This is a genomic window from Agrobacterium sp. El2ro-1b (assembly GCF_048298475.1).
Taxonomy (GTDB): domain Bacteria; phylum Pseudomonadota; class Alphaproteobacteria; order Rhizobiales; family Rhizobiaceae; genus Agrobacterium; species Agrobacterium fabrum.
In genome coordinates, this window is sequence record NZ_CP103459.1 from 1197455 (window position 1) to 1222886 (window position 25432).

25 protein-coding genes and 1 tRNA gene are annotated in these 25432 nt (G+C 60.2%); 15 read left to right on the plus strand and 11 right to left on the minus strand.

Going from position 1 to position 25432, the window contains the following annotated elements; genetic code table 11:
* The gene (locus NYR50_RS19715) at nucleotides 1–3327 is read right to left on the minus strand and encodes a DUF2126 domain-containing protein (RefSeq protein ID WP_418137962.1); all 3327 of its coding nucleotides are present in this window, start codon (nucleotides 3325–3327) and stop codon (nucleotides 1–3) included.
* Nucleotides 3328–3616: 289 nt separating this feature from the next.
* Between NYR50_RS19715 and NYR50_RS19720 the strand changes: the two genes are divergently transcribed.
* Complete coding sequence (locus tag NYR50_RS19720) at nucleotides 3617–5425, plus strand: ABC transporter ATP-binding protein/permease (RefSeq protein ID WP_418137963.1); 1809 nt, start codon at nucleotides 3617–3619, stop codon at nucleotides 5423–5425.
* Between the two features lie 41 nt (nucleotides 5426–5466).
* Here NYR50_RS19720 and NYR50_RS19725 read toward each other — a convergent pair whose 3' ends face one another.
* Complete coding sequence (locus NYR50_RS19725) at nucleotides 5467–5661, minus strand: hypothetical protein (RefSeq protein WP_236777175.1); 195 nt, start codon at nucleotides 5659–5661, stop codon at nucleotides 5467–5469.
* 173 nt (nucleotides 5662–5834) lie between these two features.
* Between NYR50_RS19725 and NYR50_RS19730 the strand changes: the two genes are divergently transcribed.
* The 4 genes from NYR50_RS19730 (at nucleotide 5835) to NYR50_RS19745 (ending at nucleotide 10552) form a co-directional block, all read left to right on the plus strand.
* Nucleotides 5835–6224, plus strand: coding sequence for an acyl-CoA thioesterase (locus NYR50_RS19730; RefSeq protein ID WP_006313469.1), 390 nt, complete (start codon nucleotides 5835–5837; stop codon nucleotides 6222–6224).
* Nucleotides 6225–6393: 169 nt separating this feature from the next.
* Entirely contained in the window at nucleotides 6394–8637 is a 2244-nt protein-coding gene (locus NYR50_RS19735) for a polysaccharide deacetylase family protein (RefSeq protein WP_174010543.1), read from the plus strand.
* A gap of 162 nt (nucleotides 8638–8799) precedes the next feature.
* Nucleotides 8800–9840, plus strand: coding sequence for a four-carbon acid sugar kinase family protein (locus tag NYR50_RS19740; protein ID WP_174010541.1), 1041 nt, complete (start codon nucleotides 8800–8802; stop codon nucleotides 9838–9840).
* Nucleotides 9841–9844: 4 nt separating this feature from the next.
* Nucleotides 9845–10552: a FadR/GntR family transcriptional regulator gene (locus NYR50_RS19745; RefSeq protein WP_174010760.1), complete on the plus strand. Its 708-nt coding sequence runs from the start codon at nucleotides 9845–9847 to the stop codon at nucleotides 10550–10552.
* Between the two features lie 47 nt (nucleotides 10553–10599).
* On the opposite strand, the gene NYR50_RS19750 is transcribed toward NYR50_RS19745, so the two are convergent.
* From NYR50_RS19750 to NYR50_RS19760, 3 genes are read right to left on the minus strand one after another with little or no spacing between them, the layout of a single operon-like run.
* Complete coding sequence (locus tag NYR50_RS19750; RefSeq protein WP_174010540.1) at nucleotides 10600–11727, minus strand: iron-containing alcohol dehydrogenase; 1128 nt, start codon at nucleotides 11725–11727, stop codon at nucleotides 10600–10602.
* On the minus strand, nucleotides 11724–12680 hold the full coding sequence (gene pdxA, locus NYR50_RS19755; RefSeq protein ID WP_174010539.1) for a 4-hydroxythreonine-4-phosphate dehydrogenase PdxA: 957 nt from the start codon (nucleotides 12678–12680) through the stop codon (nucleotides 11724–11726). The genes NYR50_RS19750 and pdxA overlap by 4 nt, the downstream gene beginning before the upstream one ends.
* Nucleotides 12677–13873, minus strand: coding sequence for a sialidase family protein (locus NYR50_RS19760; protein WP_174010538.1), 1197 nt, complete (start codon nucleotides 13871–13873; stop codon nucleotides 12677–12679). Before NYR50_RS19760 ends, pdxA begins: the two co-directional genes overlap by 4 nt.
* Nucleotides 13874–14195: 322 nt before the next feature.
* Between NYR50_RS19760 and NYR50_RS19765 the strand changes: the two genes are divergently transcribed.
* From NYR50_RS19765 to NYR50_RS19810, 10 genes are all read left to right on the plus strand, one after another.
* A complete protein-coding gene (locus NYR50_RS19765) occupies nucleotides 14196–15704 on the plus strand; it encodes an ABC transporter substrate-binding protein (protein WP_174010537.1) in 1509 nt (502 codons plus the stop codon).
* 75 nt (nucleotides 15705–15779) lie between these two features.
* The gene (locus NYR50_RS19770) at nucleotides 15780–16694 is read left to right on the plus strand and encodes an ABC transporter permease (protein WP_174010536.1); all 915 of its coding nucleotides are present in this window, start codon (nucleotides 15780–15782) and stop codon (nucleotides 16692–16694) included.
* 15 nt (nucleotides 16695–16709) lie between these two features.
* The gene (locus NYR50_RS19775) at nucleotides 16710–17633 is read left to right on the plus strand and encodes an ABC transporter permease (protein WP_174010534.1); all 924 of its coding nucleotides are present in this window, start codon (nucleotides 16710–16712) and stop codon (nucleotides 17631–17633) included.
* Nucleotides 17626–19266, plus strand: coding sequence for an ABC transporter ATP-binding protein (locus tag NYR50_RS19780; protein ID WP_174010532.1), 1641 nt, complete (start codon nucleotides 17626–17628; stop codon nucleotides 19264–19266). Before NYR50_RS19775 ends, NYR50_RS19780 begins: the two co-directional genes overlap by 8 nt.
* On the plus strand, nucleotides 19263–20144 hold the full coding sequence (locus NYR50_RS19785; protein ID WP_174010530.1) for a dihydrodipicolinate synthase family protein: 882 nt from the start codon (nucleotides 19263–19265) through the stop codon (nucleotides 20142–20144). Before NYR50_RS19780 ends, NYR50_RS19785 begins: the two co-directional genes overlap by 4 nt.
* 199 nt (nucleotides 20145–20343) lie before the next feature.
* Nucleotides 20344–20433 (plus strand) — tRNA-Ser (locus NYR50_RS19790).
* 667 nt (nucleotides 20434–21100) lie between these two features.
* A complete protein-coding gene (locus NYR50_RS19795) occupies nucleotides 21101–21340 on the plus strand; it encodes a hypothetical protein (RefSeq protein WP_418137964.1) in 240 nt (79 codons plus the stop codon).
* Nucleotides 21341–21544: 204 nt separating this feature from the next.
* Complete coding sequence (locus tag NYR50_RS19800) at nucleotides 21545–21790, plus strand: hypothetical protein (RefSeq protein WP_418137965.1); 246 nt, start codon at nucleotides 21545–21547, stop codon at nucleotides 21788–21790.
* Entirely contained in the window at nucleotides 21787–22077 is a 291-nt protein-coding gene (locus NYR50_RS19805) for a hypothetical protein (RefSeq protein ID WP_418137966.1), read from the plus strand. Before NYR50_RS19800 ends, NYR50_RS19805 begins: the two co-directional genes overlap by 4 nt.
* Before the next feature lie 14 nt (nucleotides 22078–22091).
* Entirely contained in the window at nucleotides 22092–22484 is a 393-nt protein-coding gene (locus NYR50_RS19810) for a hypothetical protein (RefSeq protein ID WP_418137967.1), read from the plus strand.
* 111 nt (nucleotides 22485–22595) lie between these two features.
* Here the strand turns inward: NYR50_RS19810 and NYR50_RS19815 are convergent, their stop codons facing one another.
* The 6 genes from NYR50_RS19815 to NYR50_RS19840 form a co-directional block, all read right to left on the minus strand.
* Nucleotides 22596–23018, minus strand: a complete 423-nt coding sequence (locus NYR50_RS19815) for a hypothetical protein (RefSeq protein ID WP_418137968.1) — start codon at nucleotides 23016–23018, stop codon at nucleotides 22596–22598.
* Nucleotides 23015–23449, minus strand: coding sequence for a hypothetical protein (locus NYR50_RS19820; RefSeq protein ID WP_418137969.1), 435 nt, complete (start codon nucleotides 23447–23449; stop codon nucleotides 23015–23017). Before NYR50_RS19820 ends, NYR50_RS19815 begins: the two co-directional genes overlap by 4 nt.
* Nucleotides 23442–23711, minus strand: coding sequence for a hypothetical protein (locus tag NYR50_RS19825; RefSeq protein ID WP_418137970.1), 270 nt, complete (start codon nucleotides 23709–23711; stop codon nucleotides 23442–23444). The genes NYR50_RS19820 and NYR50_RS19825 overlap by 8 nt, the downstream gene beginning before the upstream one ends.
* Complete coding sequence (locus NYR50_RS19830) at nucleotides 23708–24310, minus strand: hypothetical protein (RefSeq protein WP_418137971.1); 603 nt, start codon at nucleotides 24308–24310, stop codon at nucleotides 23708–23710. The genes NYR50_RS19825 and NYR50_RS19830 overlap by 4 nt, the downstream gene beginning before the upstream one ends.
* On the minus strand, nucleotides 24303–24515 hold the full coding sequence (locus NYR50_RS19835; RefSeq protein WP_113048387.1) for a hypothetical protein: 213 nt from the start codon (nucleotides 24513–24515) through the stop codon (nucleotides 24303–24305). Before NYR50_RS19835 ends, NYR50_RS19830 begins: the two co-directional genes overlap by 8 nt.
* A gap of 281 nt (nucleotides 24516–24796) precedes the next feature.
* Complete coding sequence (locus NYR50_RS19840; protein WP_418137972.1) at nucleotides 24797–25138, minus strand: hypothetical protein; 342 nt, start codon at nucleotides 25136–25138, stop codon at nucleotides 24797–24799.
* Nucleotides 25139–25432: the final 294 nt, after the last annotated feature.

The following is a 25432-nucleotide window of genomic DNA, read 5'->3' on the forward strand; positions in this document are numbered from 1 at the left end:
TTACACTCCGTATGGCCGGCGCAGATCGAGCGTCAGCGGAAATTCTGGCGACACGGTTTCCGCCATCAGCGGATATTGCCCGGCCGTATGTCCCCATGGTTCGAAACGGGCGAGGCGGCGTGCCTCGGCCTCATTGCCGTTGACGGGAAACGTCTCGTAATTGCGCCCGCCCGGATGAGCAACATGATAGATGCACCCGCCGATCGATCGCCTCGACCATGTATCATAAATGTCAAAGGTCAAGGGTGAATTGACGGGCAGGACGGGATGCAGACCGGAAGAGGGCTGCCACGCCTTGAAGCGCACGCCGGCGACCGCGACACTGCGGTTTTCCGTCGGGGTCAGCGGTACGGCACGGCCGTTGCAGGCGACGGTGTAACGAGAAGGGTTGGAAGTTTCCAGCCGCACCTGCAGGCGCTCCACGGAGGAATCGACAAAACGGACGGTGCCGCCGATCGCGCCCTGTTCGCCCATCACATGCCAGGGCTCCAGCGCCTGGCGCAGCTCAAGCTTCGCACCCTCATATTCTACTTCGCCGAAGAAGGGGAAACGGAATTCCTGTTGGGCGGTGAACCATTCCGGTTTCACGTCGAAGCCGTTTTCCCTGAGGTCGGCGAGCACATCCTGGAAATCCGTCCAGATATAATGCGGCAGCATGAAACGGTCCGCGAGCGCGGTGCCCCAGCGCACGAATTTGCCGGCGGCCGGATTTTTCCAGAAGCGGGCGATCAGCGCGCGCACCAGCAATTGCTGGGCGAGCGACATGCGGGCATTCGGCGGCATTTCGAAACCACGGAATTCCACGAGACCAAGGCGGCCGGTCGGCCCGTCAGGTGAAAACAGCTTGTCGATGCAGATCTCGGCGCGGTGCGTATTGCCCGTCACATCCGTCAGCAGATTGCGGAACAGCCGGTCGACCAGCCATGGCAAAGGCGGAGCACCGTCGCCGGGGGCGGGCACCTGCGCCAGCGCAATTTCCAGCTCGTAGAGACTGTCGTGGCGGGCCTCGTCGATGCGCGGCGCCTGGCTTGTCGGGCCGATGAACAGGCCGGAGAAGAGGTAGGAGAGCGACGGATGCCGCTGCCAGTGCAGCACGAGGCTTTTCAGAAGATCGGGCCGGCGCAGGAAGGGGCTGTCATTCGGGTTCGCCCCACCCACGACCACATGGTTGCCGCCGCCGGTGCCGGTGTGGCGGCCGTCGATCATGAATTTGTCGGCGCCGAGACGCGTCTGGCGTGCCTCCTCATAAACTGCCGTGGTGATATCGACGCAATCCTCCCAGCTTGCGGCGGGGTGGATGTTGACCTCGATCACACCGGGATCGGGCGCGACGCGGATGACATTGATACGTTCGTCATGTGGCGGCGCATAACCTTCGATATGGACCGGCAGTCCAAGTTCGGTGGCAGCCGCTTCCGCTGCGGCGATCAGTTCGAGATAGTTCTCGATGCGCTCCACCGGCGGCATGAAAACGCAAAGTCTTCCGTCACGCGGTTCCACCGACAGGGCGGTCCGCACCGCGCCGCCGATTTCGCCGAGCGTCTGCTCGATGCGCTCTTGCCCGGCTCCTTCGTTTGCATGGAACGAGGCTTCGGGCATGGCGCGGCTGGACGGCGTTAAGACATCGGGAAGCGGCCCTCTCGGGATCGAAGGGTCGGCCTCATGGATATAGGGGTAAGCCGATGGCGGCACATAGGGCAGGTTTCCGAGCGGCAGGCGGTAACCGACCGGACTGTCGCCCGGAACGAGAAAAATCTTGCCGCGGCGCGTCTGCCATCTTTCGCTGATCCAGCGTTCGCCGGTGGCGCGCGCATTCCACGCCTGCACCGGCAGGATGTAGCCGGTAGGCGTTGTCAAACCGCGTTCGAAGACGCGGGCGATGCGGTTGCGCTCTTCTGGATCTTTCAGTCTGGAGTTTGACGGGTCGACATTATCGGGGAGGCTGCCTTCCTTGATGATCCATTCTGCAGGATCCTCATAGGCCGGCAGCACCAGATCAGGCTCAATGCCGAGCTGTGTGGCGATCCCACCCAACAGCTTCTGCGCATCCTCGGCCTTGACGCCGGTATTTGCGCCTTCCTCGGCTATCAGCTCCGGGTTCTGCCAGATCGGCAGGCCGTCTTTCCGCCAGTAGAGCGAAAAGGTCCAGCGCGGCAGAGTTTCACCCGGATACCATTTGCCCTGACCGTAATGCAGAAAGCCGCCGGGGGCGAAACGCTCGCGCAGACGGCGGATCAATTTGTCCGCCTTCTCTCGTTTCGTCGGCCCGACCGCGCTGGTGTTCCATTCATCGGCCTCGAAATCGTCGATGGAAACGAAAGTCGGCTCGCCGCCCATCGTCAGGCGGACGTCCTGCGCGGTCAGAACCCCGTCGACCTTTTCACCGAGGGCGTTGAGGCTCTCCCAGCTTTCATCCGAAAAGGGCTTGGTGATACGCGGTGTCTCGGCAACACGCCGGACCTGCATGTCAAAGGCGAATTCCGTATTGGCATGGCCGAAATAACCGCCGGAAATCGGTGCGGCATTGCGATAGTGCGGCGTTGCCGCCAGCGGAATATGGCTTTCACCCGTCAGGAGCCCGGAGGTCGGGTCAAGACCGATCCAGCCGGCGCCGGGCATGTAAAATTCGGCCCAGGCGTGCAGATCGGTAAAATCCACCTCGGTACCCGAGGGGCCGTCTAGCGCCTTGAGGTCGGGCGTCAGCTGGATGAGGTATCCCGACACGAAACGGGCGGCAAGGCCGAGATGCCGCAGCACCTGCACCAGCAGCCAGCTGGTGTCGCGGCAGGAGCCCTTGCCGGAAGCGAGCGTCTCCTCTGGCGTCTGGACGCCCGGCTCCATGCGGATGACGTAACCGATTTCCTGCTGCAGGCGGGCATTGAGGCCAACAACCATGTCTACCGTCGGCTGCTCCGGGGTCTGGTCGACGGTGGCCATGAAGGCGGCGAGCAAAGGGCCGGTCGGCTCCGGCTTCGTGTAGATGGAGAGATCGTCGCGCAGTTCCTGCGGATAATCGAAGGGCCATTTTGTCGCCTCTTCCTCCACAAAGAAGTCGAATGGATTGTAAACGGTCATATCGGCGACAAGATCAACCTCGATCTTGAACTCCGTTGCCGGCTCGGGAAAAACGAAGCGGGCGAGGTAATTGCCGTAGGGATCCTGCTGAAGGTTCACGAAGTGATTGGAGGGTGAAACCTTGAGCGAGTGGCTGATGACGTGGGTTCTGGAGTGCGAGGCGGGCTTTAATCTGATGATTTGTGGTCCAAGGCGGACCGGATTGTCATATTTATAATGCGTCAGATGATAGATGCTCGCTTTGATCGCCATTAATCTGCCTTGCCCGGTTTTCCGGTTTATGCGGTTGTCCGCCCCTCTGAAATTACCGGGATTTTGTGCAATGCAGGAAAAGAAAGCAAGGATCATTTCCGAGGGTAATACATTGTTGGTTGAGGCCGCGCTGTCTGCCCCAGGAAGAATGGTCCGGGCTTATCAATCATCGCCGCTGAGATTTCGCCGGGATTGTGGACAAGGTCGAACGGCGTGTTATTGCTTGGCATCGCAAGGCGCAGAATCGCGACCCGCTTTCTTTGCCGATTGACGTTTCGGAATGGAATGAATGGCAACAACGGTGACCGACGACCAGCGCAAGAGCGCGGCGAACCTTTCGGGTTTCGATCTCGATTTTCCGGCGCAGCTGCGGATGATGGGGAGTGCCTTCTGGACATCGCCGGTGCGCAACCGGCTGATCTTGCTGTCGTTTGCGCTGCTCACGGTGATATTGCTCACCGCCTACGGGCAGATCAGGCTCAATGAATGGAATGCGCCGTTTTACAACGCGCTCGAGCGGCGCGATCTCGATGCCTTCATTCATCAGCTCGAAGTTTTCGCAATCATCGCCGGGCTGCTGCTTCTCCTCAACGTCATCCAGACATGGCTCAACCAGATGACGGCGCTGAACATGCGCGAGGGTCTGGCCAAGGATATGGTCGATCAATGGCTGAAACCGGGTCGCGCCGCGCGTCTGGCCGGTTTCGGCACGATTTCGATCAATCCGGATCAGCGCCTGCATGACGATGTCCGCAATCTTGCGGAAAGCAGCACGGCGCTTTCGATCGGTCTGGTGAATGCGACTATTATTCTCGTCAGCTTTATTGGCGTCCTCTGGTCGCTCTCAGCCGGTTTTGCCATCACCATCAGCGGCGATACCTATGCGATCCCAGGCTATATGGTCTGGGCGGCGATCTTTTACGCCGGGTCCGCCTCGCTGCTCAGCAACCTCGTTGGTTACCGGCTGGTGGGGTTGAATGCCGAGCGTTATTCCAAAGAGGCGGAACTGCGCTTTTCCCTGATGCGGGCCAGCGAAAATCTCGCCGCCATTGCGCTTGCTCGCGGCGAAAAGAATGAAAGGCGGCGGATCGGCATCGATATCGATGCGGTGCTCGGCGTCATTCGCGGGCTTGCCATGGCGCTGACGCATCTCACATGGGTATCGGCGGGTTACGGTTGGCTGGCGGTGGTGGCGCCGATCCTGATTGCCGCGCCGGTCTATTTTTCCGGCAACCTCACCTTCGGCGGGCTGATGATGGCCGTCGGCGCTTTCAACCAGGTCAATACGGCGCTGCGCTGGTATATTGACAATTTCGGCCCGATCGCCAGCTGGAAGGCGACCCTGCAGCGTGTTTCGGTGTTTCGCAATGCGCTTATCCAGATGGACAGCGTGGAACAGCACGGCCTCGCGATCGACCTGCAGCGCAGCGTGGAGAATGAAAAAATCCGCCTGCAATCGGTGATCATCTGCCGTGATGCGGGCGGGCAGGATGTGGAGCGCGGCTTCCGGCTGCGGGAGAACGAGGTCGGGATCGGGCCTGGCGAACGGCTGATGATCAACGGCGAGCAGGGCGTGAACCGGCGGCTGCTGTTTGCCGCCTTGGCGGGCCTGTGGCCCTGGGGGCAGGGCAGGATCGAGATGCCCGAACAATCCGACACGCTGTTCATTGCCCAGCACGGCTATCTGCCGGCAGGTTCGCTGCGTGAGATCCTGGCCTATCCGCGTGCGCCCCAGCGTTTCACCGATGCGGATTACCTCGCTGCACTGACCGCATGCGGGCTCGGGGAAATGACCTCCCGTCTCGACGAAAATATCCGCTGGGACAAGAAACTCGATTCGGATGAGCAGGCCAGCATCCGCATTGCCAATGCCCTGCTTTTGAAGCCGAAATTCGTTGTGATCGACGATTTGCTGGAAGGTCTGGAAAAACAGACGCAGGATACGTTGGCGCAGGTTCTGAACGGGATGGAAGGCGCGGCGATCATCTATATCGGCCGGTCGGAGACTTTTCTTTCAGTCCTTGCTCCGGCTGTGGCCCATCTTGACCACGCCTCCCAGAAGGAAACCAGTCCGAAGCAGGACGACACGTTGCAATAGGCCGCGATGCCGGGGCTTTTAGTTCGGGTCATGGCTGCTGATCAGAGCCGCAAATGCCATTTTTCAGAGTTAAGCCGCGGCTGTTTGTCGAGGCTTACCGTGGTTGTCGGCTCCATCTGCGGTCGTAGCGCAAGGGTGCCTGTCGCCAGGCTGATGGCGAGGATGCCGGCGACCGCCAGGACAATCCGGTCGTAGCGCCGCTGTATCGTGTTATTTCCACTCCAGTCATAGGCCATTTGCACGCCCCCGCGTTTTTTGGAATCGTGCCCCATCATGGTTAACCGAAGCTTACGGTGGTGCTGTTATTCCTTGCTGTTTTGGAGGGGCTGCCGCGACAAATCGGCTATTGGCTGAAAGGACGGGGTTGTTTAAGCCCGGCAGCGGGAGGTTTGTGAAAGGAATTCGAGATATGGACCAGCAACCGCCCGCCGATATGGAACTTACGCTCAGAACGCTTGCCATGCCCGCCGATGCCAATCCGGCCGGCGATATTTTCGGCGGCTGGGTCATGTCGCAGATGGACCTTGCCGCTTTCGTCCGCGCCAATGATGTCGCCGGCGGCCGCACTGTCACCGTGGCGGTCCATGAAATCGTCTTCAAGAAGCCGGTCAAGATCGGCGATACGCTGTGTGTCTACACGCGGATCGAAAAGATCGGCCGCACGTCCGTCACGCTCAAGATCGAGGCATGGACCCGCAGGCACTATCAGGATTCACGCGACAAGGTCACGGAAGCCGTCTTCATTATGGTTGCCGTGGATGAGAATGGCGAGCCACGCCCGGTGCGCAAGGAGGCGTGAAGCCCCCGTTTCTTTTCAAAGCAAATTCCCAAGCGCCGGCTAAAAGACCGAAGAGCATGGCGCTTTTGCCTTCTCGAGAACGGATAATCATTCACTCTATACTTTAGAAATATCCAATTTATTTATCAATTTTTGCGATCAAGATGTGGAATAGGACGGGGATCAGGCTTTGACCATTCCAGGTGTTGTTATTATCGGCGGCGCTCACGGCACGCTTGCCCTTGCCCGTAGTCTCGGCGTCCTGAATGTGCCTGTCTATTACCTCACCCATGATTCACCGCTGCCGGGCTGGTCGCGCTTCGTGCGGGAAACAATCCGCTGGGTTGGTCCGCATGATGACGGGGCAATGGCATTTCTGCGTGAAATGGCTGAAAAACCGGGCCTGAAAGGCTGTCTGCTGGTGCCATCGGGCGATGGTGAGGTTCAGCTTGTTTCGCAGTATCGCGAGGAGCTTTCGGCGCTCTACAAAATCATTCTGCCCGAATGGACGAACCTGCAATGGCTGTGTGAAAAACCGCTGCTCTATAAACGTGCGGCGGAACTCGGCGTCAGCATCCCCCGAACCTATGCGCTGACGTCGGCTGCCGATATCGATGGGCTGGATGTGATGTTTCCCGTCATTCTCAAGCCGAATATGGGGGGCGGCAACACCTCGATCGCCCGCGCGAAAGTTATTCGCGCCGATGACCGCGAGGGGCTGAAAGCCGCTTTCGCCGATGCGAGTGGAGAGATCGGCCCCGACAATGTCGTCGTGCAGGAACTCATTCCGGGTGGAGGCGAAAGCCAGTTTTCCTATGCGGCCCTGTGGCTGAACGGGGAGCCGGTTGCCGAATTCACCGCGCGGCGCGCAAGGCAATATCCCGTCGATTTCGGTTATACCAGCACCCGTGTCGAGGTCGTTGATAACCGCCAAGCGATCGAGGCGGCCCGGAAAATATTAAAATCGGCCGGCCACAGCGGGCTGGTCGAAGTGGAATTCAAACTTGACGGCAGGGATGGGGCGCTGAAACTTCTCGATGTCAATCCACGCCCATGGTCGTGGTTCGGCCTCTGTTGGGCCGCCGGCATCGATCTTGGCGGGCTGCTATGGCGAGTGGTCAATGACATGCCCATCGGGCAGGCGATCACCGCGCGGCAGGGTACGTCCTGGTCCTATCTTGTCCGCGATGCCGTTGCCGCTTTCACATTGGCACGAAGAGGGCAGGCGGGACTTGGCGATTATCTCGCCTCCCTTGGCAAGATCCGCAGCTGGGCCGCTTTTGCGCCGAACGATCCTCTGCCGGGCTTGATCGACCTGCCGCTGACGGCCTTGCGGGTCTTAAAAAAACGTATCCTTCCCGGTCTGGCGTCGGGACAATCGGCAAGGACCATATTGCCGCTGGTCAAACGCTTTGTGAAATATGGGGCCATACGAGCAGGGCTGGAGGTGAGTTCTATTCCGGCTGTCCGTTCGGCATTTCCATCCCTTGCCGGGCGGGGTGTGATCTTCACGCTTCACCATGTGCGGCCGGGGCGGCCGGTTTCGGCTTTTGCGCCGAATGTTCAATTATCCGTCACGCCGCAATTTCTGGAAGAGGCCATAAAGGCCGCACTCGAATCCGGTCTCGTGCCCATCCATCTGCATGATCTGCCGGCTCTGCTTGCCGACACCAGCGAAGTCAGGTCGTTTTGCGCCTTCACGCTTGATGACGGCTATCGCAACAATGCCGAACATGCTGCGCCGATCTTCCGCAAATACGCCGTTCCCTACACAATTTTCATCACGCCGGGTTTTGTTGAGCGGAGCCGCAGTGTGTGGTGGGAAACGGCGGCGGCTCTGACGAAGAAGGTCACATCGTTCGAATTTGATTTTGGCGCAGGACCGGAGCAGGTGGAATGTGCCACGCCGTCGCAGAAGGTGGAGGCATTCGCCCGGCTGGAAAACTTCGTCCAGGAATCCGCAGAAGACGACGCGGTGGAAAGGATCGATCGCGTCGCGAGGCAGCATGGCATAGACCCCATCGCGATCGTGGACGAACTGGTCATGGATGCGGCCGAACTCAGAACGTTGTCGAACGATCCACTCGTGCATTTTGGCGCGCATACCATGACGCATGTGAATATGCGCAAGATCGACGCGGCGCGCCTCGCCCATGAGATCGAGGAATCGACGCGCCGCGTGGAAGCTTATGTCGGCAAGCGGCCGCAAACCTTCTCTTATCCCTATGGCTGGGTCAGGGCCGTGGGTGAGCGCGAAGCGAAAGCGGTTTCGGATGCGGGCTTTTCCGTGGCGGTCACCACGCAGGCCGGTGTTCTCGGTCCGCACAACCTCGAAAAGCCGGCGCAACTGCCGCGTGTTTCGTTGAACGGGCGCTTTCAGAAAAAGCGCTTCGTCAAGGCTCTCATCTCGGGCCTGCCTTTCCGTTTCATCTAGCAGCCAAATCCGCTTTTCTTCTTTCGTCCGCCCCATAGCGATGTGAGGCTGCGGTCGGTCTTTGCGTGCGTATGATATTTTTGTTATTCACATCCTTTTATCTATTGATTATAAATAAATTTATCGAGGTAAAACATTACAACTTTTTTGAAGGCTCCGCCCGTGCTGCTGATTTTCGCCGATGATCTGACCGGTGCGCTCGATGCCGCAGCCCCCTTCGCCGGGCGCGGGCTGGCGACCGAGGTTGCGATCGGGCTTGACGGTGTTGGCGAAGCGCTTGTGGCTGCGCCCGCGGTCCTCAGCGTCAATCTCGGCTGCCGCGATGGCGAAGCGGAGGAAGCCCATCGCCGCACGCGGGACCTGATGGCAATGGTTCCGGCCGGGACGATGTTTTTCAAGAAGATCGATTCCCGATTGAAGGGACATATTGCGGCGGAAATGGACGCGATTTCCTATCGGCAGGCGCTGGTCGCCCCCGCTATTCCCGATTTTGGGCGCATCGTCACCGGCGGGGCCGTTTCCGGTTTCGGCGTCCAAATCGCCATTCCGATTGCTGCGAAACTCGGAGTGCATGCCGCTCGTTGTACGATACCGGATACGCTGTCACAGGCCGATATACGGGGAGCGCTTGTCGCCGCGCAGGCAGACGGGGTTGACTTTCTGGTGGGTGCGCGCGGGCTCGCCGAAGCGCTGGCGGAGACGATGGTGGCTGAACGTCCTCCGCAGGCGGTGACCGTTCCACCCGGCAAGGGTGTTTTTGTCATCGGCTCGCGCGATCCGATTACGGTCGGGCAGATCGACGTTCTCAGGCGTGTCGGGAATGTCTCGATCATCGAGGCGCCCAATGGCACCGTGCCGCATCAAGCCAGCGGTGAGGCTGATCTGAACCTGGTTCAGGCAACGCAGGGGGCGGACGATCTCTCGCCGCTTGCGGTTTCCGATCATCTGGCGGAAAGCGTCGTGCCGCATTTCACCGCCGGGGCGAAACGACTGCTTCTGTCGGGCGGCGCGACTGCCGAAGCCGTATTGCGGGCCATGGGCATTTCGCGGCTGCGTCTTGCCGGCGAATGCCTGCCGGGTCTCGGTGTCGGCTGGGCCGGAGACCAATGCATCATTGCGAAGTCCGGTGGTTTTGGGCAAGCTGACACGTTGAAACGGATTGCGAAAATGATGCTTGGCGAAAACGACGCTGGAGAGAGCTGACCAGATGGGGCTGATGAAAGAAACGGCGCGCAAAGCACTTCCGGACATTATTTTCGAGAGAATGCACCGGGCGATCAAATCCGGTGCCTATAAGCCGGATGAGCGGCTGCCGACGGAACATGAACTCGCCATGGAATTCGAAGTCTCGCGCCCGGTCGTGCGCGAGGCGCTGCGGCGCTTGCGGGAACAGGGGTTCATCTATTCCCGCAGGGGTTCCGGCAGCTATGTCCGGGCGTTCGGCCTGCGCGAGCCGCTCGGTTTCGGCCAGCTGGAAAATGTTGCGGACCTTCTCAACTGTTATGAATTCAGGCTGACGCTGGAGCCGGCTGCGGCCGCTGCGGCGGCATTGCGGCACGATGCCGAAAGGCTGGCGGCGATCAGGAAGGCGCTTGAACTGATGCGGGACGCCACCAATCGCCAGTCCCACCGCGAGGACGCCGATTACCAGTTTCACCTCGCGATCGCGCGGGCGGCCAGGAACAGTTATTTCTCCACCGCCATGGAGGCACTTAAGGACCATATTGCGGTGGGCATGAAGTTTCACGGCATGTCGGTAAAGCGGGAGGCGTCCGGGCTGACGCGTGTTTTCGCCGAGCATGAGGCGATTGCAAAAGCTATCGCAGATGGGGATGCGGAAGCGGCCCGTCAGTTGATGCTCCAGCACCTGACGGGATCACGAGACCGCCTGTTCGAGTCGTCCCACGCGGATTAAGGCCGAGTCCCAGGGCCGGTGCGCCTGACCCGCGCACCGGTTTGTCCTCAAAAGGCGTGGCGGTAGATGCCGAGCACGTCCTCAAGGCTCATATCAACAGGGTTATTGTCCATCAGCCGGCGGATGGCATGGGCGTCCTCGGCATAACGGGGCAGATCGCCCTCCGTCGCGCCATGCCGCGCGAGTGACATTTCAATGCCGAGCCCGGCGCAGAAACCCGCCGCCGCCTTGCGAAGATCGTCCTGCGAGAGATGATCGCTCAGACCGAGCGCGCCGGCCACTTCCGCCGTCTTCTCCGAAACGGCGGGCTGGTTGAAGGCCAGAACATGCGGAAAAACGATGGCATTGGCCAGCCCGTGCGGCAGGTTGAGAAGCGTGCCGAGCGGATAGGCAATGGCGTGGCCGGCGGCGGTATTGACCGGGCCGAGGCAGATGCCGCCATAATAGGAGGCGAGCATCATGCCTTCCCGCGCTTGCATATCCGCGCCATCGCGAACCGCGCGTGCCAGATATTTGCCGACCAGCGCAAAGCCCATGCGGGCAAAACCGTCGATCATCGGATGGGCCTTACGGTTGGTGAAGGCCTCCACGCAATGGGCCATGGCATCCACCCCCGTCGCTGCGGTCACGGCCGGTGGTACGGAATAGGTGAGTTCCGGATCGAGAACGGCAAAATCGGCAATCAGATAAGGGCTTTCGACCGCGATCTTGCTACCCTTGACGGGGTCGGTGATGAGCGAGCGGATACCGGCTTCCGAACCGGTGCCGGCGGTGGTGGCAATCTGCACGAGACGTGTATCCCGTCCGGCAACCCTGTTCGGCCCGGCGACGTCTTCAAGCTTCTGGCCGGAGTTCCACAGCGCTGCGACAAGCTTTGCGACATCCATGACAGAACCGCCGCCGAGGCCGACAACAAGATCCGGTTGGGCCGCGCGCGCGGCAGCAAGTGCTGCATCGAGTGTAGTGGTATCCGGTTCGCCAGGGATGGCATCGAACACGGTGAAAGGGCCCTGCAATTGCAGCCGGTCGACAAATTTAGCTGTCAAAGGCGTGGCGATCACCAGGGTCGAGGCGTTTTTGCCGGCGAAGGCGCCGACCTGCGCAATCGTGCCAGCACCGACGGCAAGTCTGCGCGGCTGGTGGATGAGAATGGGAGCTGTGGACATGGTGCTCATCCCTTCCGGGCCTTGCCCGCCACGAGCTTGCGCGCATAGGCGATGGCCTCATTCATGTTGCCGTGATTGGCGATGCCCTTGCCGGCGATATCGAAGGCAGTACCGTGATCGACGGACGTGCGGTCAATCGGCAGGTCGACGGAGACGTTGACGGCGGTATCGAAGGCAACAAGCTTGATGGGGATATGGCCCTGATCGTGATATTGCGCGACGACGAGATCGAAAGCGCCGGAATAAGCCCTGTGAAACACGGTATCGGCGGAAATCGGCCCCTGCACCTCGATGCCTTCGGCGCGTGCGGCTGCGACCGCCGGTGCGATGTGATCGTCATCCTCGGTGCCGAATAGACCGTTTTCGCCGCAATGTGGATTAATGCCGGCAACGGCGATGCGCGGCCGTTCGTAACCGATGCGCTTCAGATGTGCATTGCCGGCGCGAATGGTCGCCAGCACCCGCTCCGTCGTCGCCCGGCGAATGGCGTCCTGCAGGGAAACATGGGTTGATACATGGATTACCTTCAGCCGTTCGGAAGCGAGCAGCATATAGGCGGCGGATGAGCCGGTCAGGCTGCGCAGCATGCCGGTGTGACCATCATAATGGTGGCCTGCCAGATTAAGCGCTTCCTTGTTGATCGGCGCGGTGACGATGCAGCCGATTGCGCCGGCTTCGGCATCGCGCACGGCTTTTTCGATGAAACGGAAGGCGGCGTCGCCCGCGACCGGCGACAGCGTGCCCCATGGGAGCGGCGCGCCTTCCACCGGCAGGTCGACCACATGGGAGGTGAGATCGATATCGACACCCAGCGCGTCCCGTGCGGCTTCCAGTGTGGGGAGGTTTCCGTAAATCCGCGTTGCGGCGCGATCCGCAGCGGACATGTCCGAAAGCGCCCGAACGGTGATCTCGGGGCCGACGCCGCACGGGTCACCCATGGTGATGCCAATGATGTTGCTCATCTTTTTCCCTCGTCCTTAACCTCGGCCCAGCCGGGCGCCAGCCGGACATATTTGATTGCGCGGCGATGATAGGTGTAGCTTGCGTGCAGCGTACCGTTCGGCGCTTCCAGAAGCCATGGATAGGACATTTCCAGATTGCGGCCATCCGTCGAATCGTTTGAAAGGCAGGTGCCCGGCCCATCCTCGATCAGGATGCGGGTGGGGAAGCTCAACCCGTCGTCGGTGGAAAGGCAGATGGAAACCGGAGCCCGCGGCACGCCCCAGATCGGCACGCATCCGCCGCTCGGATCGGCATCCGGCCTGTCGTCCTCCTCACCCAGCTCGTCATAGAGCGAGGCGCGCCGGTCGCTGGATTCCTGTGCGCTAACGGGATTGCAGATCATCGCCAGCCGGCCGTCAGCGAGCCTGATGACGGCAATGGACGAATTGTTGTTGGGCACGTCGGTCGGCTGCGGTTTCGACCAGGAGCGGCCGCCATCAGCACTCTCCGTGCGATAGACGAAATCCGCCTGGCGACGACGGAAGAAGGCGGCGTAGCGCTCCCCTTGTACCGCGACGGGGCTCATATGCACACAGCCGGTCGAGTCGGGCAGTTCCTGCAATGTCCATGTCGCGCCATTGTCCGTCGATATGCCAAGCGCGGCCATGTCGTGACTGCCGTTCCATTTCTGGCCGGGACGCTGGATGCAGCGGAAAATCGGCAGGAGCCAGGCACCGTCATCGCGGAGGCGAAGCGGCGCGCGGATGAAGCAGCCCTTGGGAAGATCAAGGAAGCGCCCTTCCTCGGATGTGAGTTTTTCCGCTTCCGCCGCGTCGCGGTGAATACGCGCCATGCGGATGCGGCATTCATCCTGATTGCCTGAAGGCTGGGAGGTGTGAAACAGCCATAACGCGCCATCCGGCGCGGTGAAGAACACCGGGTTCTGTTCGGAATGGGCAGGATCGTGGCTCAGACGCTGCGGAGCTCCCCAACTGGTCGCGCCTGATATGAGCAGGGAAGCGAAGATCGAAATATCCGACTTTCCTTCCAGTGTGCCGCCGAACCAGGCGCAGAGCAACGTGCCATCATCGAGAAGATGCAGGAAGCTCGCATGGTTCTGAATCATCGGCGATGGCAGGAACGCTTCCTGCCGGTTTTCCGACACGGCGTGCATGGCTCCGGTCATGGCGTGAGCGATGTCATCAGGGGTCATCGTGGTCTCCTCTTGTCCTGATGAAAATGACATATTCGAAAAGTTGTCAAGTTTATTTGATGGAAAAATAGAATGATTAGTTTTTGATTTTTAAGATTAAATAATTGTTTTTAAATGATAAAAATGAGAGCTTTGGTGTGAATAAAAAATGCCTTCGAAAAATAAATTGACAAAAAATACGATAACGCCGATGCTCTGTTCACGGGTGGAGGAGACAGTCATCCGCACGCCATGCTCCTCAATGCAGGAGACGGGGCTTTTCACAATGCCCCTTGCGGTGCGCCGCCATGTTGCTGAATTTCTGATCTGGGAGGAGAACGGAATGAAGAAGTCATTGATTGCGGGCGCCCTTGTTCTGGGTTCCCTCAGCGCCGCGGTTTCGCCGGTGCTTGCGGCATCGGGGCCGATCAAGATCGTGCTGGCGGAAGAAGCGGACCTGCTGGAGCCGTGCATGGCCACGCGGTCCAACATCGGTCGCATCATCATGGAAAATGTCAGCGAGACGCTGACCGAGCTTGATGTGCGCGGCAAGAATGGCGTGCAGCCGCGCCTTGCCGAAAAATGGGAACAGAACGCGGATGGTAGCTGGCGTTTCCATCTGCGTCAGGGCGTGAAGTTTTCCGATGGTACGGGTTTTGACGCCAAGGATGTGAAGCACAGCTTCGAGCGCATCATGAGCGACAAGAATGCCTGCGAGTCCCGCCGTTATTTCGGTGGCATGACAGTGACGCCTTCGATCGTTGACGATCACACGATCGACTTCAAGACCGACCCGGCGCAGCCCATTCTGCCTTTGCTGATGTCGCTGGTCACTATCGTTCCAGAAGAAACCAAGATGGAGTTCATCCGCGAACCTGTCGGCACCGGTCCTTACAAGCTGACCAACTGGACGCCGGGCCAGCAGATCGTTCTGACGGCGCGTGATGATTATTGGGGCAAGAAGCCGCAGGTAACGGAAGCGACCTATCTCTTCCGCGCCGATCCCTCGGTGCGCGCCGCCATGGTGCAGACGGGTGAGGCCGATCTGTCGCCTTCCATTTCCCAGCTCGATGCCACGAACCCGAAGACTGATTTTTCCTATCTCGACAGTGAAACGGTCTATATGCGCCTCGATCACAATATCGCGCCGCTGAACGATGTGCGGGTGCGCCGCGCACTCAACCTCGCCATCGACCGGCAGGCCTTCCTGGGCACGCTTGTGCCCGAAGGTGCGGTGCTGGCAACGGCGCTGGTTCCGCCGACCACTCTTGGCTGGAACCCCGACGTCAAGGTCTTCCCTTACGACCCTGATGGCGCAAAGAAGCTGCTCGAGGAAGCCAAGGCTGCCGGCGTGAAAGTGGATACGCCTATCACCATCATCGCGCGCACCGCGAATTTCCCCAATGTCACTGAGATCATGGAGGCTATCCAGCAGCAGCTGCAGGAAGTCGGCTTCAAGATCGATCTGAAATTCGTTGAAGTGGCCGAGCACGAGAGCTATTATTCCAAGCCTTTCAAGGAAGGTCGCGGGCCGCAGATCGTTGCCGCCATGCACGACAATTCCAAGGGCGACCCGTCCTTCACCATGTTCTTCAAATACGCCACCAAGGGCACGCAATCCGGCTTCTCTGACCCGAAGGTGGATGACCTGATCGAACGTGCTTCGGCTGCCGTCGGCGACGATCGCGCCAAGCTTTGGTCCGAACTCATCGCCTACCTGCATGATGACGTGGTGGCGGATGTGCTGCTGTTCCACATGGTCGGTTTTTCCCGCGTCGCAGAACGTCTGGATTTCAAGCCCACCATCGCCACCAACTCGATGCTGCAGCTTTCGGAAATCGGCATCAAGTAAAGCCTTTGTCCTATCAAGCGAAAAACGGCGGCGAAGCTGAAGTTTCGCCGCCGTGTTGAAAAACCGGAGGCAACCATGCTGAGCTTCATCCGAAAACGTTCCGTGGCGAGCCTGATCTCCCTGATCGGCCTCATCGTGATGGTTTTCTTCCTCTCCCGCCTGACGGGAGACCCGGCCGCGCTGTTTCTGCCGGTTGAGGCTTCGGAGGAATTGAAGCAGCAGTTTCGTGCGCTGCACGGCCTGAATGATCCGCTGATGGTGCAGTTCCTGCGTTATGCTGGCGATGTGATGACGGGGGATCTGGGAGAATCACTCCGAAAAGCCCGTCCGGCGCTGGATGTCGTGCTCGAAGCTTTCGTGTGGACGCTCTGGCTGGCGGTCATCACCATGGCGCTGGTCACCACCGCGGCCATCGTTGTCGGCTCGCTTGCCGCCTTCCGGTCGGGGGGCTTCTTCGACCGCATGGCCTCGACCATTTCACTAATCGGTGCATCGGTTCCGGATTTCTGGCTGGCGATCGTGGCGATCGTGGTCTTTTCCGTCAATCTGGCCTGGCTGCCCACATCGGGGACCGGCTCTGTGTTGCACTGGATCCTGCCGATTTCAGTACTTTTCGTGCGTCCCTTCGGCATCATCGTGCAGGTCGTGCGTGGTTCGATGATCGGCGCTTTGTCGTCGGCTTATGTCAAGACGGCGCGCGCCAAGGGCGTAAAATCCGGGCCGATCATCTTTATCCATGCTTTGCGCAACGCCATGCTGCCGGTCATCACCGTCATCGGGGATCAGGCAGCAAGTCTTCTCAACGGTGCGGTCATCGTCGAAACCATCTTCGGTTTTCCCGGTATCGGCAAGTTGATGATCGATTCCATCCTCCAGCGGGATTTCAATGTCGTGCTGGCCGCCATTCTTGTCACCGCGCTGGCCATCTTCCTGATGAACCTTCTGATCGATATTGCCTATGCGCTGCTCGATCCACGTATCCGGCACTGAGGAGGTCGTTCAGCCATGAGCCTTTTGAACGCCGATACCCAGATCATCGACGAGCCCTCCTTCGCAACACGCATGCTGCGCATGTTATGGGCGGATAAATTCGCGTTCTGCGCCGCGATCTTCCTCGTTATTGTCGTTGTCCTTGCCGTCGTTGGTCCGGCCTGGCTTGGTGATCTCGCGACGAAACAAAACCTGCGCGGACGCAACCTTGCGCCCTTTGACTGGCAGCGGGAATGGTATTTCTGGCTGGGGGCGGATGCGCTTGGCCGCTCGCTCTTGGCGCGCATCGTCGCCGCAACGCAAAATACGCTGATGATCGCTGCCGGCGCCGTCCTTCTCTCCGCCGTCACCGGCACCGTGCTTGGTCTAATCGCCGGTTTCTCCTCCAATCGCGTCGGTCAGATCATCATGCGGCTGGCGGATGTTATCATGTCGTTCCCCTCGCTGCTGATCGCGGTCATCGTGCTTTATCTGCTCGGTTCCTCCATCCTCAACCTGATGCTCGTCCTGGCGATTACCCGCATTCCCGTTTACATCCGCACCACAAGGGCGGAGGTGCTGGAGGTGCGCGAACGCATGTTCGTGCAGGCCGCCCGCGTCATGGGCGCATCCGGCAAACGCATCCTGTTTCGCCACATCCTGCCCGTGGTGCTGCCGACGCTGACGACACTTGCGACACTCGATTTCGCCTATGTAATGCTGGCGGAAAGCGCGTTGTCCTTCCTCGGTATCGGCATTCAGCCGCCGGAAATCACCTGGGGCCTGATGATTTCGCAGGGGCGGCAGTATCTCACCAATGCGTGGTGGCTGTCCTTCTGGCCGGGGCTTGCCATCATTCTCACCACCCTGTCGCTCAATCTGCTGTCCAACTGGCTGCGCATCGCGCTGGACCCCGTGCAGCGCTGGCGGCTGGAAATGAAGGGCCGCAAAAATGGCTGACCATCTTCTCGACGTGCGAAATCTCTCCGTGGAGTTCCACACCGCAAGCGGTGTCGTCCATGCGGTAAAGGACATTTCCTACCATATTGACCGCGCCGAAACACTGGCGATCCTCGGTGAAAGCGGTTCGGGCAAGTCGGTGTCCTCCTCGGCCATCATGAACCTCATCGACATGCCGCCCGGCCGCATCAGCGGCGGCCAGATATTGCTCGACGGCAAAGACCTGCTGACGATGCCGGATGAGGCCCGCCGGGAGATCAACGGCCGGCGCATCGCCATGATCTTTCAGGATCCGCTCAGCCATCTCAATCCCGTCTATACCGTTGGCTGGCAAATCCGCGAAGCGATGACCACCCACGGCATGGGCAAGACGGAAGCCGAGGCCGAGGCGAGGCGGCTCGTTGCACGCGTCGGCATTCCCGATCCCGACGGTGCCCTGAAGAAATATCCGCATGAATTTTCCGGTGGCCAGCGCCAGCGGGTGATGATCGCCATGGCGCTGGCACTCCGGCCCGATCTCCTGATCGCCGACGAGCCGACCACCGCGCTCGACGTGACGGTGCAGGCGGAAGTGCTTTCACTGCTCAAGGAATTGCAGCAGGAAACCGGCATGGCCGTACTCATCATTACCCACGATCTCGGCGTTGTCGCCGAAATTGCCGACCGGGTGGTGGTGATGGAAAAAGGCGTGCTGGTGGAAGCCGGCACGGTTCGCGAGGTTTACCGCAATCCGCAGCATCCCTATACGCGCAAGCTCATCAATGCTGCTCCCGGAAAGGGCGACATGCATCAGCCAGAAGCGACGGGCGAACCGCTGCTCAGCGTGCGCGATGTGCGAAAGCGTTACGGCGCATTCGAAGCGCTGAAGGGCGTTTCCTTCGACCTGATGGCAGGCGAGACGATCGCCGTCGTCGGCGAAAGCGGTTCCGGCAAATCGACGCTGGCGCGCATTCTGCTGCGGCTTGATGAGCCGGATGCGGGTAGCGCCGTCTGGAAGGGACGGGACCTGTTCAAGCTGTCGCCGGCGGAACTGTTTGCGCTCCGGCGTGATCTGCAAATGGTGTTTCAGGATCCCACCCAGTCGCTCAACCCCCGCATGACGGTGTTCCAGCTGATCTCCGAAGCCTGGGTCATCCATCCCGACATATTGCCGAAAGCGAAATGGCGCGAACGGGCCGGAGAATTGCTGCAGCAGGTGGGCCTTTCGCCGGAACATATGCGCCGCTATCCGCACCAGTTTTCCGGCGGCCAGCGCCAGAGGATCGCCATTGCCCGCGCGCTGGCGCTGGAGCCGAAGCTCATCATCTGCGACGAGGCGGTCTCGGCGCTCGATGTTTCGGTTCAGGCGCAGGTCATCGCGCTCCTGGACAGGCTGCGCCGCGACATGGGTCTCTCCTTCATCTTCATTGCCCATGATCTGCCGGTAGTTCGGGATTTTGCCGATCACGTCATGGTCATGCAGCGCGGAGAGGTGGTGGAATTCGGTACGGTGCGGCAGGTGTTCGAGGCCCCGCGTGAGGCCTATACCCGCGCGCTGCTTGCCGCCAGCCTCGATCCCGACCCCGATATGCAATCCCGGCATCAAGAGACAGCCGGCCACACCATTGAAAATTCCAGCGGAGTTCTCCCATGAGCAAACAAGCTTTCGTCGCGCTCGTCACCTGTTTCAACGAGGACGAAACCATCAATTACGAGGCGACCCGCGCGCAGGTGCGCCGCCAGGTGGCGGCCGGCAACAACATCATGTGCGCCGGCACAAACGGCGATTTCACCGCACTGACGCACGAGGAAAAAATTCGGCTGACGGAAGAAGTGGTGGACGAGGTGGCCGGCCGCGCCAGGGTGATCGTTAATGCCGGCATGCCGGCCACGTTCGAAACCCTGCAACTTGCCAAAGCCTTCGACCGCATCGGCGTCGATGGCATTGCTGTCATTACGCCGTTCTTCATCGCCTGCACGCAGGACGGTTTGATCGGGCATTTCTCGACGGTGGCCGATGCCGTGGAAACGCCGGTCTATCTCTACGATATTCCCGCCCGCACCCAGAACCACATCGAGCCGGAAACCGCTCGCAAACTTGCAACTCATGGCAATATCGCCGGCATCAAGGATTCCGGCGGCGCGCAGCAGACGCTCGAGGCCTATCTCCAGGTGGCGAAGGACATGCCCGGTTTCGAGGTCTATTCCGGCCCAGATCACCTCGTGCTCTGGTCACTACAGAACGGTGCCGCAGGCTGCATCTCCGGCCTCGGCAACGCCCTGCCGGATGTGCTTGCCGGCATTCTCAACGCATTCAACGCCGGCGATATCGCCAAGGCTGAACGCCAGCAGGCGATCTATGCCAATTTCCGCACCGATCTCTACGCCCTCGGCTTCGCACCCGCCATGGTGAAGCGCTCGCTCTACCTGCAAGACCCCTCCGTCGGCGCCAGCCGCCAGCCGGCCCTTCTGCCGAATGAGGAACAGGACGGAAAGATTCTGGAAATCCTGCGGCATTATAAGCGGCTCTGAAAGTGCTGCATGAACGCGGCGTGCACCTGATAGTGCCGAGGCGCGCCACCTGAAAAATACTCACCAAACAGCCAGACTCACAAGCCTTCTTCCTGACCTCGTGCATGACGAATAATTTGTGACACAAACACCAAATTCCGCTTGTCAGCCCGGCCATTGATGTTTAAGAGGAGCGCGCAACGCAAGCGTTCGCGCATGCGGAGAGGTGGCAGAGTGGTCGAATGCACCGCACTCGAAATGCGGCATACCTGCAAGGGTATCGTGGGTTCGAATCCCACCCTCTCCGCCATAAATCTCAAGCTATTGAAAATAAAGCACTTTTAAAGCCGAGGTTGAGGCTGTGTGTACCACAATTGTGGGCCACGGTTTATCCGTAACATTCGGTACGACGCCTATTTTGAGGTGTCAACAATTTGGAATGCCTCGACGGAGGCAGTCGATCCCAGTCCCCGCCGAAACGGCGGCGCTATGCTGGACTTCCTGCGGCTGCCTCAGGAACCGACGAAGCATGCGCGAATTCCCGCCGTCCCGCTTCCAGCGGCGCTATGCTGACGGCTCCGATATGCTCATCGATTCACCTAATCCGGCACGGGTAGCCTCGCTCTCTTCCACGACGAATCTCCACCCCTTCGGATCGAGCCGCCTGTCTCGATCCGATCCCCTACGGCGACCGGGCTTCCCGATTAGTCGCGGAACCTTTTCGCTCGGTGACATCCGACCGGGCGGCTCTTCATGCCCTACGGGCACCGCCATGCCCATTCTGGCCAAGGCGGGACAAGAGCCTATGCCGCCCGGTCGAACGTCAACCCCTGCCTAGCCGTCGTGCCAATCTGAATCACGTTAACGACTTCGACGCCCTGTTTCCGGGAACCTGGAAATCATTTCCGATCGTCCTGGGCTCGACTCCCGAAATCTGCTATAAAATTCGTGTTTTCAATGAGTTATGGAGATTTCGGATGAAGACGACGACCACCGTAATTCGCGGGCTCGCGATCGATGTCCTCATCATCGAAACCGTACATACAGATGGTGTCGGCACTCTCTTTTACCGTGCTGAAATCCTGATCCGGGAGCGGAAGTCGGGCGCGCAACGCCTCGTCCGCCGCACTCGCATCCCCGGCACCGCGAAGGAACTGGCTCAGGTCGTCCAGCAGCGTGGCGTTCGTGCTCTGGAAACTTTTTCGCGGACTGCCTGAAATATTTTTCCAAGGACTCGCCAAGGACTCGTTTTGCCCTCGCAAGGATTCGATGCCCTTCGAGTCCTTTCCGGCAAGGATTCAAGACCGCTGCGAAGCCAGACTGGACACGCCTCAAGGATATGAAATTCCTCGATTAATCCCGAGAAATTCGCCACGCTCTCCAGCGTCATGGATGATCGACAGACAGAAAAGGAGACCGTCATGTCACATAATACGAACTGCATCATCGCCCACCACATCGTTGCCGAGTTCAAAGCGCTCAAGGAGACCTACGACCGCTACCTCGACCGGATGGATGACCTCGTATGCTCACTTGATGAGGATTGTGAGATCCGCAAGAAGGCGCGTTTTCTTGTCGTTGGCACCGACCATGTGACGCGCTTCACCCTCAGCGGTAGCCACGTTGTCAGTGCCATTGAGGCAATGCTGAAGAAGGAGGAGGCATGATGCAGGCTCCTCGACTTCTCCAATGGGAGCGCGACGACACCGTCGCCGGCAGCCATACTCACAGCACATGGACGAACCTCCTCATCGTCGGTGACGGCGAGGAGGACACCTACGACATGCTGGTGATTGGCGAGCCGGGGCGTACCGGACCGACGCACTACAGCGTCACAGGCACCCGCAATAGGACCGGCGTGACCTTTGCGGAGGGACGCTCATCATCATGGGATGAGGCTTGCCGCCTTGCTGTGATCGCAGCCCGTCGAGCGGCGATCAGGGCAGTTGAATGAATGAAAGGAAGAACATGACCGACATCACGAACATCCCGACAGCCGAGTTCCCACTGAACTTCGAACGCTACAATCGCCTGATGGATGAAATCCGGGACGCCGCCAGAGGATTCGAACGGCTGGGCGCACTTGGATGGCCCGGCGGGAAGGATCTCGATAAACGCCTCATGGAGATTCGGGCCGACTTGCTCGGCGTGTGGGAAACCATTCAGGAAACCGAGCGTGGGATGCGTGCCCGCAACATTCCGAATCAGGACGTCGAAACCACCCATCCAACGATCGCCGCCGCCCACATTCATGAGTTTGTGGGCTCCGACGGTTGGGACGACGACTTCGCGGAAAGAATGTCTGACCTCGCCGCTCGGGCTGGTGGCGACTCGGACTGGGGCGATGGCGAAATCCGATGATCGGCGCGGGGGCGGGTATAGATACCACCCAACGCGCTAGAAGCGCTGTACGACCCCTTAGAATGCATTAGAAAGTGGACATCGGGGCCGATGGGCCCCGTTTCCATGTCATCAGGTCACGACGATCACAATCTCCGCCGTTAGCGCCGTGCCGCTTGAATCCGTCGCGGACATCCATACCTCAAAGCTTCCCGCGATCAGTGCCCGTCCGGCGACCCTCCCTGTCGCAACGTCGAATGTCGCTCCGAGCGGCAGTCGGCCGTAATATGAATACGACACCAAGCCGGAAGCTCCGGATACGACCGGACGCAGATCGAGCGCCGCGCCCGCTGCCACAGATGTCTGACCAGTCATGGATAACAGGAAGCCCGCTGGAGACTCCGGCGGCAGCGGTGTCGTCGGCTCCTCAGGAGAAGGAACCGCGACCGGGGCGGCGATCACGCCCGTCGTCGACGAGCGCAGCACGAACGTCCCGGCCGACGCTTCGTTCGAGAGAGCCGCGAGAGCGGCGAGAATGACAACAGCCGTCCTCATACCTCGCCCTCCGGCAGTTCACATGCCGGGTAGCGAGAAAGCGTCTCGCTGTCACATGGCGGACAGACTTCCGGGAGCCCTGCGAACGCATTCATCGAAGCGCAAGCTTCTGGAGTCTGGATGCTCAGCGGATTCCAAACCTGCTCTCCGCCGCGCCGGATGCGCCATGTCCCGGGAGGGGGTGCGTGCAGGAAGCCGGATTCCAGGAGCCCGGTGAGAGCCGCCCCGTCATTGCCGAGGGACGACACGCGGCCGCCGTCCGTCTCGTAGAGATCGAGCGCCGCCGCAATCTGCTGCTGCTGTCCAACGACGGCCACAAACTCGGATCGGAGCCGTGCTCGCTCGTAGACCGCGCCGCCATACCAGACCCCGGCGACTGACAGCACGCCGAGGATGATGCCCGCGACCACTCCGATGACCAGATTATACATGGTCGGTCTCCTCCTCTTCCGGGTACTCGGTTGGATCGTCGTCGCCCCAGCCGGACCAGTCGAAGCCGAGCGGGCCGCCATATGCGATGAGGTCCGCCGCTTCCAAGACTAGGGACGCGCAGCCATCCGTGTCCGGGTGGTCGCTTTCAAGTTCGCGGGCAAGTTCCCGGTCGATGGCGATCACACGATCCCGAGCGGATGCGGGAAGTCCAACCCGATCCAGGAAGGCGACGAGGCTGGAGCTAATGATTTCGTTCGTCATGGGTTCGGTCCTTTCTTGTCGTCGGCTGTGTCCTCCGGGGGTTCCGTCTCTGGAGCCGCAGCGTGATGCCGTTCGGCCTTCCAAGCGTCGGATGCGTCCAGCGCGGCGACGGCGATTTCGGCATCCGTCGAGCCTTGCCGCCCGACCTTGTAGAGCTGCCAGTGTTCCCCGGTATCGATCGCCTCGCGCAGCCAGTCGAGCGCGGCCGGCGGCACTCTGGATTCGATTTCCGCACGCGCTTTTTCGGCGGCGCGAGGGCGCTTCAGGTCTCGCACCAACCGCGTCCAAGACGGACGTGGTTTCGGCCTTGGGCCTGTGGTCTCGTAGTATGCGGGGTCAATCCCGCGCTCCATAGCGTAGGCGGTCGGTCCCCTGTCCTCGTCGATCGACGAGGAGGGCTGCCGGACCGGACGGGAGGGAAACGAGAAAGCCGGCATCGGTGTCGGTGGGATCATGGCGAGCGCTCCCGACAGCAGCGTGACCAGTTGGAGCAAGACCTTGCCCGCCGGATCGCCACCCCGGCGTTGCCGCTGGCGTTCGGCCAGAGCGCGGCGCATCTCATCCAGACATGTCCGGCGACGGCGCTTTTTGTCATTCATCGGCGGCCTCGACATCACCCGGGCGGACTTTTTCCCGCCACCGTTTCGACATCGCCAGAAGTTCCCGCGTGCGATGCCACTCCTGCGCAGCCTGTGCAATCTGCTCCGCTGGCCAGCAGCTCTCGCAGGCATCGATCAGCACGCCTTCGGCGAGCCAGAGCGCGGACTGATAGACGTACTCGATACGCTCGTTGACTTCCGACATGCCCGGTCCTCCGTTGCCTTGTGCACCCTTTCAGGATGCGAGGCGGCGAGGACCGGCGCAAACGCGGAGCGGGCGCCGCGACTACCGGGAGCAGGATTCGACGTCGAAATCGGACGTGTCCGAATACGTCCGGACGCGCCGAACGCACTGTGCGGCCTTCTCTGACGCACGAATTTTAGGCAAATCGGGATTTTCGGAGGTTTCCGGAACAGAAAGGGGCAGCGCCGCCAGAAGCCCGGCGGTCGCCGCCTGTCGATGTGCAGCCGTTGCAGAGGCGAGCGTTAGGCCGCGAGCGGCAGCCCACGCATGCGCGTGAACTTCGCCGCGAGCGTTTCGCCCATGTTGGTCTGGACCTGAACATTGGCACTCGTGACGTTGTTCGGAAGGGTTGCCTTCGCGATCACAGTCCAGTCGAAGGGCTGGACGATGCCGCGGATGACGGAAGGGCTACCCGCAGGCATCTTCACGACGACTTCGACTTCGGTCGTACCCGGCTGCGCTCCTGCGCGGTAGTGGCCATCGTAGATGCCGCCGCCGAGATCAAAGCCGTAGACCTTGCCATCCTTGAAGGTGAGGGTCGCGCCGCCAACGCCAGCCGAACCCGCGAATTCAATTACGTACATGCCTTCCATATCTGAATGTCCTTTCACTTGAGATAGTTGGAGGGTTTGCAGAGACGACGGCAGGCTTTCAAAAAGCTTGATGAAGGCAACCACCGGCCCCGGAATAGCTCGCGTTTCCGCAAGCCATTGGGTGACCGCACCAGGTGAAACCTGGAGCCATTGCGCGAATTCCGTCTGAGAAAGATTCCAAGCGGAAACTTTCGCTCGAAGCTGACTGCCATTCATCACATTGAGTTCCTTATACCAATCGATGTGAATATTAACAGCTCATTGAGCTGTTGTAAACACTCATCG